Source organism: Nitrogeniibacter aestuarii (assembly GCF_017309585.1).
Lineage (GTDB): Bacteria > Pseudomonadota > Gammaproteobacteria > Burkholderiales > Rhodocyclaceae > Nitrogeniibacter > Nitrogeniibacter aestuarii.
Genome location: NZ_CP071321.1, coordinates 3850450 through 3865463, shown reverse-complemented (window position 1 = coordinate 3865463; position 15014 = coordinate 3850450). Strand labels below are relative to the sequence as shown.

Annotated in this window: 11 protein-coding genes; 2 read left to right on the top strand and 9 right to left on the bottom strand. The window is 65.2% G+C overall.

Annotated elements, in window-relative coordinates:
* Positions 1–149: 149 nt before the first annotated feature.
* Together ybiB and J0W34_RS17870 are read right to left on the bottom strand one after the other, a co-directional pair.
* The gene (gene ybiB, locus J0W34_RS17875) at positions 150–1070 is read right to left on the bottom strand and encodes a DNA-binding protein YbiB (RefSeq protein WP_230969683.1); all 921 of its coding nucleotides are present in this window, start codon (positions 1068–1070) and stop codon (positions 150–152) included.
* A gap of 54 nt (positions 1071–1124) precedes the next feature.
* Entirely contained in the window at positions 1125–2945 is a 1821-nt protein-coding gene (locus J0W34_RS17870) for an ATP-binding protein (protein WP_230969682.1), read from the bottom strand.
* A 95-nt stretch (positions 2946–3040) separates the two neighbouring features.
* Between J0W34_RS17870 and J0W34_RS17865 the strand changes: the two genes are divergently transcribed.
* Both J0W34_RS17865 and J0W34_RS17860 read left to right on the top strand, forming a co-directional pair.
* Complete coding sequence (locus J0W34_RS17865; protein ID WP_227816609.1) at positions 3041–3919, top strand: NAD(P)-dependent oxidoreductase; 879 nt, start codon at positions 3041–3043, stop codon at positions 3917–3919.
* Positions 3916–4791, top strand: a complete 876-nt coding sequence (locus tag J0W34_RS17860) for an NAD(P)-dependent oxidoreductase (RefSeq protein WP_230969681.1) — start codon at positions 3916–3918, stop codon at positions 4789–4791. Before J0W34_RS17865 ends, J0W34_RS17860 begins: the two co-directional genes overlap by 4 nt.
* Before the next feature lie 239 nt (positions 4792–5030).
* On the opposite strand, the gene J0W34_RS17855 is transcribed toward J0W34_RS17860, so the two are convergent.
* The 7 genes from J0W34_RS17855 to J0W34_RS17825 all read right to left on the bottom strand — a co-directional run bounded on the left by J0W34_RS17855 (position 5031) and on the right by J0W34_RS17825 (position 14971).
* Complete coding sequence (locus J0W34_RS17855; RefSeq protein ID WP_230969680.1) at positions 5031–7784, bottom strand: putative bifunctional diguanylate cyclase/phosphodiesterase; 2754 nt, start codon at positions 7782–7784, stop codon at positions 5031–5033.
* A 63-nt stretch (positions 7785–7847) separates the two neighbouring features.
* On the bottom strand, positions 7848–8918 hold the full coding sequence (locus tag J0W34_RS17850; RefSeq protein ID WP_230969679.1) for a hypothetical protein: 1071 nt from the start codon (positions 8916–8918) through the stop codon (positions 7848–7850).
* Entirely contained in the window at positions 8911–9240 is a 330-nt protein-coding gene (locus J0W34_RS17845) for a metal-sulfur cluster assembly factor (protein ID WP_230969678.1), read from the bottom strand. The genes J0W34_RS17850 and J0W34_RS17845 overlap by 8 nt, the downstream gene beginning before the upstream one ends.
* A gap of 9 nt (positions 9241–9249) precedes the next feature.
* Positions 9250–9897 carry a class II aldolase/adducin family protein gene (locus tag J0W34_RS17840; protein ID WP_407941105.1) on the bottom strand — a complete coding sequence of 216 codons (648 nt, stop codon included), beginning with the start codon at positions 9895–9897 and terminating at the stop codon, positions 9250–9252.
* The gene (gene mtnA, locus J0W34_RS17835) at positions 9894–10946 is read right to left on the bottom strand and encodes an S-methyl-5-thioribose-1-phosphate isomerase (protein ID WP_230969677.1); all 1053 of its coding nucleotides are present in this window, start codon (positions 10944–10946) and stop codon (positions 9894–9896) included. The genes J0W34_RS17840 and mtnA overlap by 4 nt, the downstream gene beginning before the upstream one ends.
* A 99-nt stretch (positions 10947–11045) precedes the next feature.
* Positions 11046–14102, bottom strand: a complete 3057-nt coding sequence (locus J0W34_RS17830; RefSeq protein ID WP_230969676.1) for a PEP-CTERM sorting domain-containing protein — start codon at positions 14100–14102, stop codon at positions 11046–11048.
* A 110-nt stretch (positions 14103–14212) separates the two neighbouring features.
* Positions 14213–14971 carry a helix-turn-helix transcriptional regulator gene (locus tag J0W34_RS17825; RefSeq protein ID WP_230969675.1) on the bottom strand — a complete coding sequence of 253 codons (759 nt, stop codon included), beginning with the start codon at positions 14969–14971 and terminating at the stop codon, positions 14213–14215.
* Positions 14972–15014: the final 43 nt, after the last annotated feature.

Below are 15014 nucleotides of genomic sequence, written 5' to 3'. Positions count from 1 at the left end.
GCACTCCTTTGCTGCGCAATGTAGCAACCGGCGTGCCAGCCAGATCTGGCGTGCTTGAGGCGGTTTTGCGCTGCAAAATCGCCCCGAGTCGAATTCGGGTGCGCCAGCTTGGTGCAATTTGCACAACACTGGTGCGGCGGGTGCCGGGGTCAGGTGAGGCGGGCGCGGCGGATCAGGGCCTCGGCCTGAGCCCGGATGGGCGCAGGGATGGGTGTCTTGCCGGCGAGCATGTCGCGGATGAGTCCGGCGTTTTCGCGCACCTCGGGCACGTCGGGGACATCCGCGTGGGGCGGTGCACCGCCGGCTTCTGCTTCGATCGTCTCGACCAGCGCACCGTCGGCATAGAGTTTCATGGCCGGGCGTCGCCGCGGGTTGGCATAGGCTTCGCCCTCGGTGCCACGCATGAGCATGGCACTGCCGCCATCGGCCAGGAGAAACTCATCCATGCGCTCCAGGTATTCGGGGTGGGTGACCGCGACCACGCGCACGCTGTGGCCCCGGGCCGGATCGAGCAGCTTGGCCATGGTGTGGCCGCTGTTGCGCACACCCAATCGGGGCCGCAGCGCCAGAAGGGCATCCAGCCCCGGCAACAGGGTGTCGAGCTTGAGGCAGGCCACCTGGCCGGCCGCCAGTTGTGCGCTGGCCGCCTGGACGTCTTGCTGCGGCGTGATGCCCAGTTCCGCCAGCAGCTCGAAGGGACTGACGCGGGCGTCGAAGTCATGCCGGCCCTGAATGAGCACCGGGACGCCCTCGCGCGCCAGTAGCATGGCGAGCAGGGGCATGAGATTGGGTTGGCGGCGCGCCCCGTTGTAGCTGGGCAGGACCACGCAGCGCCAGCCCGCCGGCACGCTCAGTTGCGGCGTGACCGCGTCCATGGCCTGTTTGAATCCGATGAGCTCGTCGAGCGATTCGCTCTTGATGCGCATGGACAGGATGATGGCGCCCAGTTCGAGCTCGGGCACCTGTTGCGCGAGGATGTCGGTGAACAGGGATCTGGCGGCATCGACCGGCAGGGGTTTGGCCCCCTTGGCGCCACGGCCGATTTCCTTGATGGTGCTGGCGTATTTCATGTGCGCGATTATGGCAGCGTTTTGCGCCGCACACATCGTTCCATGACGGCAAATTCAGGCCGCGCGCTGAACGCTCAGATAACGTTTCAGGGCCTTCACCAGGTCCTCGATTTCGAAGGGCTTGGGGACAAAGTCGTCCATGCCGGCGCCAAAGCACCGCGCTTCGTTGCCCGCCACCGCGTTCGCCGTCAGTGCAATGACGGGCGTGCGCTGCCAGCCCAGGTCTTCTTCGAGCTTGCGCAGGGCGCGTGTGGCTTCGTAGCCGTCCATGACCGGCATCTGGCAGTCCATGAGCACCAGGCTGTAGCGACGCTCATGCAGGCGCTCGAGCGCCTCGCGGCCGTCTTCGGCGATGTCGCACTCAAGCCCCAGTTCCTGCAGGGTCATGACCGCCACCTCCCGGTTGGTTGGGCTGTCTTCGACCACCAGCACGCACCCGCTGAAGCGCGGAAAACTGTTGCCGACCGGGGGCTCCTGCGGGACCTCCTGCGCCTGACGCGGTTGCGCCGGAACGCGCAGCGGGAGCTGAAGGCGGAAGGTGGTGCCCACGTCGGGCACGCTCTTGCACAGGAGGTCGCCCTCCATGAGGCGCGCCAGATCGCGGGAGATGGCCAGCCCCAGCCCGACGCCTCCGGTGGCTCGGCTCATGCTGTCGTCCACCTGGGCGAAGGCTTCGAAGATGCGGTGCTGCTCTTCGGCCGCAATCCCGATGCCGGTGTCGATGACGGCAATCTCGAGCAGGGGCTTGACGCCTTCTGCGTCGAGTCGCGCCGATACATTGACGGTCACTCCGCCCTTGCTCGTGAACTTGATGGCGTTGTTCACTAGGTTGGTAAGAATCTGGCGCATGCGCTGGGGATCGGTCTCGATCATGGCCGGTACGCTGTCGCTTACCTTGTACAGCAGCGAGAGCCGCTTCTCTTCAGCGCGCGGCGTGAACATGTCCACCACCTGCTGGCACAGGTGACGCAGGTCGGTGGGGGTGTGACGCACCGTGAGCTGACCTGATTCGACCTTGGCGAAATCGAGAATCTCGTCGATGAGGCCGAGCAGGTGCTTGCCGGAGTCATTGAGCGAATCGAGGCAGCGTCGCTGGCGTTCATTGAGTTCGGTGCGGGAAAGCAGTTGGCCCATGCCGATGACGCCGTTCATGGGCGTGCGGATCTCGTGGCTCATGGCAGCCAGAAAGCGGGTCTTGGCCTCGCTGGCCGCGTCGGCGGCAATGCGGGCCTGGGCCTCGTTGTGGAGCGCGCTCTCCAACTCTGCCGTCAGGCGCAGGTCACGCATGTGGTTGCGGCTGATGCGGATGCCGTTGAGCAGCAGTGCGATGCTCAGCAAGCCCAGCACGAGTGCCAGCATGTGCTCCACGTAGCTGTCCCGCAGGGCCATGGCGACAGTCCCCGGGATGAGCATGCACCCGAAGAACGCGATGTAGGCGGGCAGGATGGGCCCCAGCGACACCAGCGCTGCCGAGGACACCCCCATGATGATCGGCACCGTCAGTTCCTTGAGTACGCTGGAGTCTTCCGGGTATAGCCATGTGCACAGCAAGCCCCAGAGCGCGCCGGCGATGGCGGCTTCGACAATCAGGATCGGATAGAGACGCGCTGCACGTTGGTCAGGGTCTGCAGCTTTCTTGAATCGGAGCACGTGCCAGAGGCGCAATGCCGTGGTGAGCGTGAGCACGACCCACCAGATCAGGACATCCTGAAAGAGGTGGCCCTCCGCATCGGAGAAGAGCAGGACGAGGGTGCTGACCACCACTGACCCGGCCAGCGAGACCCGGTTGCTCTCCAGGTGTGTCTGGACCAGTCCGGTGCGTACTCGGGCGTCGAGTTTTCGTTCGTGCTCGAAGTTCCGGTCGTCTGAAGTCATGGGCGTGTTGTTTCCGACAGCGTCGCGGGCCTTGGTTACAATGGCTCAAAGTCGGCCGTGAACGGCCGGACATCCAAGTGGCAAGGAGAGCTTAAATGAATATCGGTTTTATCGGCCTGGGTTTGATGGGACGCCCCATGGTGTTGAATCTGCTCAAGGCGGGCTTCAGTGTCAATGTCTGGGCGCGGCGGGAGGCTTCTCTCGCACCGGTGGTTGAGCACGGCGCCAGGGCCCTGGGGTCGGTGGCCGAGGTGGCGGCAGCGTCCGATGTGGTGATCTCCTGCGTGGCCGACGCCCCCGACGTGGCCCAGGTGGCACTTGGCGAGCAGGGCGTGGCCGATGGCGCCCGTGATGGTCTGGTCTTTGTGGACATGAGCACCATCGCCCCGGCGGCCGCCCGCGACATTGCCGACAAGCTCAAGGCACGGGGTGTCTCCATGCTCGATGCGCCGGTCTCCGGTGGTGAAGTCGGCGCCATTGCCGGCACGCTGACGGTGATGGTCGGTGGCGAACAGGCCGCCTTCGACAAGGCCTTGCCGGCCCTTCAGGCCGTGGGCAAGACCATCAACCTGGTGGGCGACTCGGGGGCCGGTCAGGTGGCCAAGGCGTGCAACCAGATTCTCACTGGTGTGGGCGTTGCCGCTGTCGCCGAAGCGCTCAATTTTGCGCAGAAAAGCGGGGTCGATCCGGCCCGCGTGCGCGAAGCGCTGCTGGGCGGCTTCGCCTACAGCCGTATCCTCGAAAACCATGGTCAGCGCATGCTTGACCGCAACTTCAAGCCCGGCTTCAAGGCCTGGATGCATCAGAAGGACATGCGCATCGTCATGGAAGAGGCGCATCGCCTGGGGTTGGCCGTGCCATCGGCGGCCATCACGGCACAGATGTTCAATGCCATGGTCGGCAGCGGCATGGGCGAGGATGACTCGATTGCCATGCTCAAGCTGCTCGAGACCATGAGCGGGGGCGAGGCATGAGGATCGGCTTCATCGGGCTGGGTGACATGGGGGCCTCGATGGTGCGGCACCTCATGCGCGCGGGCCACGATGTGGCCGTGTGGGCGCGGCGCGAAGCCTCGGCCGAGTCGGTGATCGCCGATGGCGCCGGCTGGTGTGGCACGCCCGCCGAACTGGCCAGACGCAGCGAGCTTGTCATCACCATGGTCACCGGCAGCGCCGATGTGGAAGATCTCGTGCTGCGCGGCGATGGCTTGCTCGCCGGTTTCGAGCCGGGGGGCATTCACGTGGACATGAGCACGATTGCGCCGGCCACGGCCCGCATGCTCGCCGCGTGCTACGCCGAACGGCAGATCGGCTGGCTGGATGCGCCCGTCTCGGGTGGCCCCAAGGGCGCGCTCGAAGCTTCGCTGGCGATCATGGTCGGTGGCGACGAACATACCTTCACCCGGAGTTTTCCGGTCCTCGAGATCCTGGGCAGAAGCATTGTCCGTATTGGCGAGAACGGTGCCGGTCAGGTGGCCAAGGCGTGCAATCAGATGATCATGGTCGCAGCCATCGAAGCGGCCGCCGAAGCCATGAATCTGGCCAAGGCCAACGGGGTGGATCCGGCCAAGGTGCGCCAGGCGCTCATGGGCGGCTCGGCCGCCTCCAGGGTGCTTGAGGTGATGGGCGAGCGCATGGTGACGGGCCATTTCGAGCGCGGCGTCGATTGCCGGCTGCACCATAAGGACTTCAGGATTCTGCTGGGCGAGGCCCACGAGCTGGGAGCGCCACTGCCCATCGCCTCGGTGGTCTGGCAACAGCTCAATGCCCTGATGGGGCGCGGTGGCGCGAGGCTGGATACGGCCGCGCTGGTGACCGTCATCGAGGCGATGAGCCGGAAGACCTGAGGCCCGTTCGCGGAATCAGCGGGGAAGGGCGAGCACCTTAGTGGCCGGCTCGCTTGTCGGCCTGGCAGAGCTCTGGTCGCGCACCGCCGCCATTGGGCCGGGTTTCAGTGGCTCGTGGTTTGCGTTCAGCGACACCAGGTACATCTGCGCTGCCCGGATCTTCACGTTGATGGCATTCGCTGCGTCCGGGATGCGATCAAGACAAGCGTGGTCAGTTCGGTCTTGCCGACACGCCGGGTTCAGACATGCCCTGCTTCGGGCAGCCCGAGCATGTGCGCAGCCCGCAATCCGCGCAGCAAGGCCGTCATCTCATGCGCGGGCAGCGGGTGGCTGCACAGGTAGCCTTGATAGGCGCTGCAGGCCCAGTTGCGCAGCATGCGCAGTTGGGCCACGGTTTCGACTCCCTCGGCCAGCACGTCGATGCGCAGGGTGTGCGCCATGGCGATGATGGTCTGGGCAATCGCCGCGTCGTCCGGCTCGGTCTCGATGTCGGCGATGAACGAGCGGTCGATCTTGAGCCGGTCGATCGGGAAGCGCTTGAGGTAGGCGAGGCTGGAGTAGCCGGTGCCGAAATCGTCCACGCTGATCTGCACGCCCAGACGCTTGCCGGCATCGAGGACATCGGCGGTCATCTCGGGATTGCGCATGATGAGAGTCTCGGTCAGCTCAAGTTCAAGCCGGCTGGCAGGCAGGCCGGTGTCTTCGAGGATGCGGGATACCGTGCCCAGCAGGGTGTGTTCGTCAAACTGGCGGGCCGACAGATTCACGGCCACCGGGACATCGAGCAGGCGCGCGGCCCGCCAGGCCTGATTCTGCTGGCAGGCCGTGCGCATCACCCATTCGCCGATGGGGACGATCAGCCCCGAGTCTTCGGCGATGGGAATGAATTCCTGCGGGCTGACCATGCCGTGTTCCGGATCGCGCCAGCGCAGGAGTGCTTCCAGGCCGATGAACTCGCCGGTCGCCGTTTCCACCTGCGGCTGGTAGTAGACCTCGAACTCCGCCTTTTCCAGCGCGCGGCGCAGGCGGTTCTCGATATTGAGCCGGGCCGATACGTCGGTGGAGAAGCGCCGCTCATAGAACTGGTAGTTGTTCCGCCCTTGCTCCTTGGCGTGGTACATGGCCGCGTCGGCATGCTTGATGAGCAGGTCGGCCTTGTCGCCATCCTCCGGATACACGGCGATGCCGATGGAGGGGGTGACCGTGAGCCGGTGGCCCTTGATCTCGAACGGGGCGTTGAGTGCTTCGATGATGCGCCCCGCCACCTCGGCGGCGTGTTCACGGCCTTCGAAGTCGGAGAGCACGACGATGAACTCGTCACCGCCCATGCGTGCCACGGTGTCCTGCTCGCGCACGCAGTGGCGGAAGCGGCCCGACACGGCCTTGAGCAGGGCATCGCCGGCCTGGTGGCCCAGCGAGTCATTCACGTACTTGAAGCGATCCAGATCCAGGAACAGCACCGCCAGCGGTTGCTTGCAGGTGGCGGCGGTGTCCAGGGCCTCTTCGAGACGGGCATGCAGCAGGCTGCGGTTGGGCAGATCGGTGAGTGGGTCGAAGTGCGCCAGGTGCAGGATGCGCGACTCGGCGGCCTTGCGGTGGGTGATGTCCGCTGCGATGGCCAGATAGCCGCTGATGCTGCCGTGCGAGGCGTCGACGATCGGCGATACCGAGATGGATGAGGGCAGGCGTCCGCCGTCGCACTGGATGAGGTCGAGTTCGAGCGGGTCGGACGCATCGCGATCCTGGGTGCCGGCGAGCAATGCGGCAAAGCCGGTCTCGCCGGTGCCCTGATTGAGTCGCGCCAGATCGTCTTCGTGAATGAAGGCGGCGGGCGTGCGCTTGCCGACCACGTCGGCCGCCGAGCAGCCGAGCATCTGTTCGGCCGCCGGATTGAAGACGCGGACCAGGCCGTCCTTGTCGGTGAGGATGATGGCGTAGTCCGCGCTGTGCAGGATGGCTTGCTGCAGGGTCGCACTCTCGCGCAGGGCGGCTTCGGAGGCGATGCGGTGACGAATTTCGGCTTCGAGCGTGGCGTTGGTCTCGGCCAGCATCTGGTTGGAGCGCGCCAGCTCGGCGGTGCGTCGGGCCACATGGCCGCGGATCACCGTATTGCGTGACTGCAGGAAGGCGACGATGAGCGTGGCCAGCAGGGTGATGGCCCAGCCAGCATAGCGTTGTCGGCTCACCGAGGGCAGCGGGTCGAGCTGGTAGTGAGTCGGCATGGGCGTGGCAATCACCAGCCAGTTGCGGTTGGCGAAGGGTATGGCCTCGACATAGGCGGTCTGAAAGCCATCCTCGACCGTGTCGCGGTAGATCTCGTTGGCGCGGCTCGGGCCGTCGGTGGTGTCGACGATGGTGAAGGCAATGTCGCGGGCATCCGGGTCCATGCCCGCCCACAGGGTGCTCTCGGCCAGATCGTTGAGATGCATGAAGACGGCGGTCACACCCTGGCCGGCGGCGGCGAACAGGCGGATGCCATCGGGGGTGCCGTCATCCGGGCTGGCCAGGGGCGGCGTGGCATAGGTTCTGGATGAACCCAGGGCGGCGACGATGGCCGACGCGGCATGCGGCCCTTCTTCGGCCAGGTTGGCGCCGGGCTGCGGCCAGACGCCATCGGACAGTGCGTAACGTACCGGATAGCGAACGCCCGATTCGCGCGCGTCGACCTCGGCATAGACAATGGCCGAGATGAAAGGATGCACGCGCATCAGGGGCCGCGTGACCTGCCCGAATTCGTTCGATGAGCCGGGGCCGGCCACATCCACGTGCTTGGCCAGCAATTCCTGCAGGTCGAGCAGTGCCGACAGTCGTGTGCGCAGGGTGTCGATGTGCTGTGCAGCGGCGAGCTGGAATTCGGCATAGACGCGGTCTCGCTGGGCGGTGAGCGCGCTGCGGTACACGAATTCGCTGGCCAGGCCGAGCACCACCAGGACGACAGTGGCCAGACTCAGCCGCCTGAGCCAGTACGTGGGCAGGCTCAGCAGGGAACTCATGCCGGGCCGGACTTCCAGAGCGATCGTTGCCGCACGGAGCGGAGAGTGTCTTCCAGACGCATGTCAGGCGGTCGGCGTCCGAGCGCGAGCAAGTGTGGCTGTGGTCACCATGATGAGCACAAACAGGGCGATGCTCAAAGCGTTACCCATCGCGCCATGGGCACGAAGCGCAAACAGGTCGCCCAGATCGCCAATGACACGCAGCGCCAGACTCAGGTGCAAACCGACCAAAGGTAGATAGAAACCCGAATGGTACGGGACTTTCACGCGCAAGACAGCAGGCAAGATGATGGGGGCGTGACCAAATACCATGGCGAACACAAATCCCACCGTGAGAGTGTGCATGGCACTGTCCCATCCAGCCGAACCGGGCGAGGGGGTTGTCAGCAGAAGGGTGCCGCCGGCCATCAACCACAGGTAACCGGACAGCAGGCAGATGGCGATATAGCGCGGCAGACCCCGGGCGCGCAGGTTGCGTCGGGCAATGTCTTCCTTGAACAGCCAGCCGGCCAGTGCGATGAGCGCGCCGCCCAGCACTGAGGTGTGTCCCACCGAGGCTGCGACGAGGCCCAGCACGATGAGCGCGATGATCAGGACGAACAGCCGCTGCATGGTCGGGCTCACGCGCACCAGACGTGACAGCTCGAGGCGTTCGCCCGCAATCGTGAGCACCAGAAAACCCAGCCACCACCATTGGGCCGCGTCGGGTGTCTGTTGCCACAGCCAGAGCATGACGCCGACCAGCCAGCTGACCGCGCCCAGGGTCAGCACGCGTGTGTGAACGGCGTCGTGGCGTCGCTGGGCACACGCAGAGGCCGCGATCAGGACGACGCCGCAGACCAGAAAACCGAGCGCGACGCTCAGACCCGGCGCCCCGGCGATCAGCGCAAGTGACGTGAGCGCGCCGGCCAGCGGACCGGTGTAGGCCCAGGCTTGCGAGACGGCGACGGCACGCTCCAGGCTGATCAGCGTGCCGAAGAACGCGCACATCATGAGGACGCCGTGCGGTGCGCCGGCCACCAGATCGGGCATCGGCCAGCCGAAGCGCCACAGCCCGGCCAGCACACCGGCGATCAATCCGGCAAAACCGCCGATCAGCAAGGGCGCGCGCCCCGGCGGCGGCAGATCAGGCATCGTCGTCCTGCCAGCCGAAGTGCGCCTTGGCGGACTCACTCATCAAGGCGGGCGACCACTCCGGAGACCACACCAGTTCGACGGAGCGTTCACGATCCGGGCAGAGCCGTGCGATGGCCTCATCCACGTCGTCGAGAATCATCTGGCCCATCGGGCACGCAGGGCTCGTCATGGTCATGCGTACGGCCACCCGATTGCCCTCGACCGCAATGTCGTACACGAGGCCCAGGTCAACGATGTTCATGCCGATCTCGGGGTCTTGAACGGCGCGAAGTGCTTCGCGGATGGCGGATGCGTCGGGGGCGGCTGGGTGGGGATTCATGAGGGGGTGTCAGTCCGGATTGTCTTGGGGACGTCCATAGTCGCTGAATCGGACAATGGCTTCCTTGATCTGGTCGGGATTCAGAAGAACCGGGTCCCCCAGGCTGCGGGTGCGCCAGAAGTGTTCGCACAGCATTTCGAATTCAATGGCGCGTGGCAGCAGTTCGTCGGCTGATTCGGCCAGCACGATCATGCCGTGGTTGGCCATCAGGCAGGCGCTGCGCTCATGGAGGGCGGCGAGGGTGGCATCCGACAGGGCCTGGGTCCCAAACGTGGCGTAGTCGCCGCAACGCACATCGTCGCCACCGAAGCGCGCAATCATGTAGTGGAAGGGCGGGATGGTCAGCCGATGGCAGGCCAGTGCGGTGGCGAAGGGCGCATGGGCATGCAGGATGGCATTGATGTCGGGGCGTGCGGCGTAGATGTCCCGATGCATGCGCCATTCGCTCGACGGTGCCAGGCGGCCGGTGCTCTTGCCGTCCATGCCGACACTGCTCATTTCGGCAGCGGTACAGCGGTGCGGGGCCAGACCGGAAGGAGTGATGACCATGCCTGCCGGCGTGCGCAGGCTGACATTGCCCGCGGTGCCCACCGACAGCCGGGCGTCACTCATGCCGCGGGCGATCTCCAGAAGCTGGTCAGTGGTTTCCATGCTCATGTCCCTCCGAGTGCCCTGACCTGCGCGGGCGTGCAGATGCCGTGCTCGGTGATGATGCCGGTGATCAGACGTGCTGGCGTGACGTCGAACGCAGGGTTGGCCACGGCCGTTTCGCTCGGCGCAATGCGCACTTCGGCGGATTGGCCGTCTCGGGTCAGTCCGGCGATGCAACGGACTTCGTCGCCATGGCGATCCTCGATCGGAATGTGCTCGCCGCCGGGGCAGGCAAAGTCGATGGTCGATACCGGCGCGGCAATATAGAAGGGCACGGCGTTGTCGTGGGCCGCCAGCGCCTTGAGGTAGGTGCCGATCTTGTTGGCCGTGTCGCCATTGGCGGCAACGCGATCGGCCCCCGTGATGACCACATCCACCTCGCCGCGCATCAGCAGCAGGCCGGCTGCGTTGTCGGCAATCAGTGTGTGCGGGACACCCCGCGCGCGCAGCTCCCAGGCGGTGAGTAGCCCCTGATTGCGCGGACGTGTTTCGCTGACCCAGACCGACACGTCCATGCCCTCGGCGTGGGCCGCATAGATGGGCGACAAGGCGGTGCCATGGTCGGCCGTTGCCAGCCAGCCGGCGTTGCAGTGGGTCATGACGCGCACCCGGCCATGCTTGCGTTCTGCAATCGCGCGAAGGATGTCCAGCCCGTGTTGGCCGATGCGGCAATTGGTGTCGATGTCTTCTTCGATGATGGCGTGGCTTTCGGCAACCGCCGCCGCATGTCGGTCAGACACCGGTAGCGGACGAAGACGCCGTGCCATGCGTTCGAGCGCCCAATGCAGGTTGACCGCAGTCGGCCGCGTTGCGGCCAGGAGGGCCAGGGCGGATTCGAGGCGGCTGTCCGATCCGTCGTCTCGCAAGGCCAGGGCGACGCCGCAAGCCGCGGTGGCGCCGATCAATGGCGCGCCACGGATCTGCATGTCGCGAATCGCCTCGGCCGCGGCCTCCAGCGTGCGTAGCGTCAGCATGTGGGTTGCGTGGGGCAGTCGGGTCTGGTCGAGAATGAGGGCGTGATCATCGAACCAGGTGATCGGGCGTGTGGGTGTCATCGAACTTCCGGCGTCGGTCATGAGCGCGATTTTATCCCGACGAAGCCTCCTGCAATAAGAAAAGGCGCCCTGAGCGGGCGCCTCGGCAGGCTGAACCTCTCAGCGTCTCTGGCGTCGCCGGGAAACGGCACCAATGACGCCAAGGCCGGCGAGCATCATCAGGTATTCCGCGGGCTCGGGCACCGCGGCCACGTTCAGGATGATGTGGTCGGCGTTGTAGGTGGCAAAGAACGTGACACCCGCGCCAAAGCCACTCCAGGTGATGTCCGAGAAGGACCCCGGCGTGGTCTGTGCATCGAAGGTCGCGATCACGAAGCTGTCGCCCACCGTCGGGCTATAGCCGAGATTCTCGAGGGCAAGCAAGCCGCCGATGCTGATGTCGCCATCGATGGCGATCTGGTCGAAGCTGGCCGCATCGGTCAGTTGAATCTCCAGCACGCTGTCGGTCCCCAGATGCAGGTCTCCGCCGAAGGACATTGTGCCGATGCCGCTTCCCGGCGCGATCACGCCCTGATTGACGAACCCTGCGGCTTGGGGGGCATCAACGTGCCCGGACCCGGTCAGCACGCCTTCGTTGCGGAAATCACTGGTATTCCCGACCAGGATGGCGGTACTGGCGATCTGAATGGTGCCGGTGTTCTCGAAGGGGGTGTTGATCTGCAATATCCCGGACTGGATGTCGATCAGGCCGCTGTTGGTGAACGTCGTATTGACGCTGGAGACCGATGCGCCGCTCTTGGTGTAGGTGCCGACGTTGTTGAACGCGGTCCCGGCGTTACCGAACACCGTGAAGTTGGCGCTGGTGGCGTTGTCGAAAGTGCCGGTGTTGTTGAAGGTGGCCCCACCGGTCAGGTTCAGATGCCCGGCATTCCAGCGCGTGTTGCTGGCCGAGACGGCGCGGCCATTGAGGGTGCTGGTGCCGTCTTCGAGATTGAGCAGCCCGGTGTAGGTGGTCGAGCCGGTGCCGCTCTGAGTGCCGCTGGTCCAGGTCGAGTCGCCGGTGACGATGAGGTTGCCGGTGCCGGTCAGCGCGCCGCCGGTCTGATCGAGCGTGGCGATCTGCTCATCAGTGGCCAGATTCAGGGTGGCGAAGTTGATGGTCAGCGCGGTGTTGTCGGCCAGACTGGCGCCGGCATTGACGTTGATGGTGCCGTTGTAGGCACGCAGCCCGCCAGAGCCGCTGACGGCGGTGCCGGCATCCAGATTGTGGGTGCCACCGTAGAAGGCCAGTTCGGCGCCCGAGGCGATGTTGAAGCTGCCGGTGTGGGTACCGCCCCCGCTCAGCTGGAGCACCCCGGCGTCGACGTTGACGGTGCCGGTGTTGTTGAAGAGCGCCTGAATCTGGTTGGTCGCCCCGCCGGACTTGTTGTAGGTGCCGGTGTTGTTGAACGCGGAGCCGGCGTTGGCAAAGACGACGAAGTTGGTGCTGGTGACGTTGTCGAAAGTACCGTTGTTGTTGAAGGTGGCCCCACCGGTCAGGTTCAGATGCCCGGCATTCCAGCGCGTGTTGCTGGCCGAGACGGCACGGCCGCTGATGGTGCTGGTGCCGTCTTCGAGGTTGAGCAGCCCGGTGTAGGTGGTCGAGCCGGTGCCGCTCTGGGTGCCGCTGGTCCAGGTCGAGTCGCCGGTGACGATGAGGTTGCCGGTGCCGGTCAGCGCGCCGCCGGTCTGATCGAGCGTGGCGATCTGCTCATCAGTGGCCAGATTCAGGGTGGCGAAGTTGATGGTCAGCGCGGTGTTGTCGGCCAGACTGGCGCCGGCATTGACGTTGATGGTGCCGTTGTAGGCACGCAGCCCGCCAGAGCCGCTGACGGCGGTGCCGGCATCCAGATTGTGGGTGCCACCGTAGAAGGCCAGTTCGGCGCCCGAGGCGATGTTGAAGCTGCCGGTGTGGGTGCCGCCCCCGCTCAGCTGGAGCACCCCGGCGTCGACGTTGACGGTGCCGGTGTTGTTGAAGAGTGCCTGAATCTGGTTGGTCGCCCCGCCGGACTTGTTGAAGGTGCCGGTGTTGTTGAACGCGGAGCCGGCGTTGGCAAAGACGACGAAGTTGGTGCTGGTGACGTTGTCGAAAGTACCGTTGTTGTTGAAGGTGGCCCCACCGGTTAGGTTCAGATGCCCGGCATTCCAGCGCGTGTTGCTGGCCGAGACGGCACGGCCGCTGATGGTGCTGGTGCCGTCTTCGAGATTGAGCAGCCCGGTGTAGGTGGTCGAGCCGGTGCCGCTCTGGGTGCCGCTGGTCCAGGTCGAGTCGCCGGTGACGATGAGGTTGCCGGTGCCGGTCAGCGTGCCGCCGGTCTGATCGAGCGTGGCGATCTGCTCATCGGTGGCCAGATTCACGGTGGCGAAGTTGATGGTCAGCGCGGTGTTGTCGGCCAGACTGGCGCCGGCATTGACGTTGATGGTGCCGTTGTAGGCACGCAGCCCGCCAGAGCCGCTGACGGCGGTGCCGGCATCCAGATTGTGGGTGCCACCGTAGAAGGCCAGTTCGGCGCCCGAGGCGATGTTGAAGCTGCCGGTGTGGGTGCCGCCCCCGCTCAGCTGGAGCACCCCGGCGTCGACGTTGACGGTGCCGGTGTTGTTGAAGAGCGCCTGAATCTGGTTGGTCGCCCCGCCGGACTTGTTGTAGGTGCCGGTGTTGTTGAACGCGGAGCCGGCGTTGGCAAAGACGACGAAGTTGGTGCTGGTGACGTTGTCGAAAGTACCGTTGTTGTTGAAGGTGGCCCCACCGGTTAGGTTCAGATGCCCGGCATTCCAGCGCGTGTTGCTGGCCGAGACGGCACGGCCGCTGATGGTGCTGGTGCCGTCTTCGAGATTGAGCAGCCCGGTGTAGGTGGTCGAGCCGGTGCCGCTCTGGGTGCCGCTGGTCCAGGTCGAGTCGCCGGTGACGATGAGGTTGCCGGTGCCGGTCAGCGTGCCGCTGGTGTGGAAAAACCCGGCGATGTCACGGTCCACATCGAGCGTCAGTGTAAAGAACGCCAGGCTGGCGCTGTCAAGGGAGCCGGGTTCAGCACCCTGATCCCACGTGGTTGGGCTGATCCAGTCGCCGGAGTTGATCGCAGTGACATTGATCGCCAGTGCGGGTGCGCAGGAGAACGCGAGCCCGATGGCAGCGGCGGCAGGCGCCAGGCGAAAGCGCCGGGCAGAGCGGATTGTCATGACAGACCCCCTGGATGACATGGACGAAGGCGCCCGACGCAAGCGTGCTGGCGTTAGTGCGCTGGCATGCTTGAATTTATGGAAAATGAATGCGTGCCGGACCTACGTAATCACGTGGTTTTCAATTCGTCACCATTTTTGCCCATCATTGGAATCAGCCCGCGGCTGGTGGCGTGATAGACGGCTGAAGTGGCGTTGCGCGCATTGAGTTTCTTGAGCACGTTGCGCACATGATGGTCGACCGTATGGATCGAGATGTGCCGGATGCGGCTGATGTCCGCCTTGGTGTGGCCTCGCGCCAGCAGCAGCAGGATGTCTTGCTCACGCGCTGACAGTGCGGTGCGGTCGGACCCCTCGCTGCGACGCAACTGAAGGCTCCAGAACCGGTTGTACAGGCCGAGACCGAGCATGTGCAGTTGGGTGAGGACGCGGGCGTCCAGGCGGATGTCAGCCTGTGTGGAGGCCAGGCCGATCGTGGCACAGGCGCCGGCGGGCCCATGCAGGGGAATGCCAATCCCTGAGACCAGACCCGCCTCCTCGATCGCATCCAGAACGGCTTGTTGGCTGCCGTTCAGCGACGGGTTTTGCCTGAGTGCGTCCCAGGTGAATGGTGTGTGGTGCTCGATGGCGGCCTGGCGCATCGGGTCGAGGTGGGCAAACCCCTCGCGCTCATAGCGTCGGGTCCAGGCTGCCGGATAGGTGCACAGAACCACCCCTTTGTCGCCGGCATGCAGCTGGGGATGGTCGTTGAGCAGGACGAATTGATAGTGCTGGAAGCCAAAGCACGTCAGCGCGCCTTCGAAAGCCTTCTGAAGTGCTTCAAGGCCGGTCGCGCGGCGTAGGCTGTCCAGGTGGTCTTGCAGACGCATGGGGGAGTCTGGTCAGGTTGATCAACTCAGTAAAGGCGGGGGG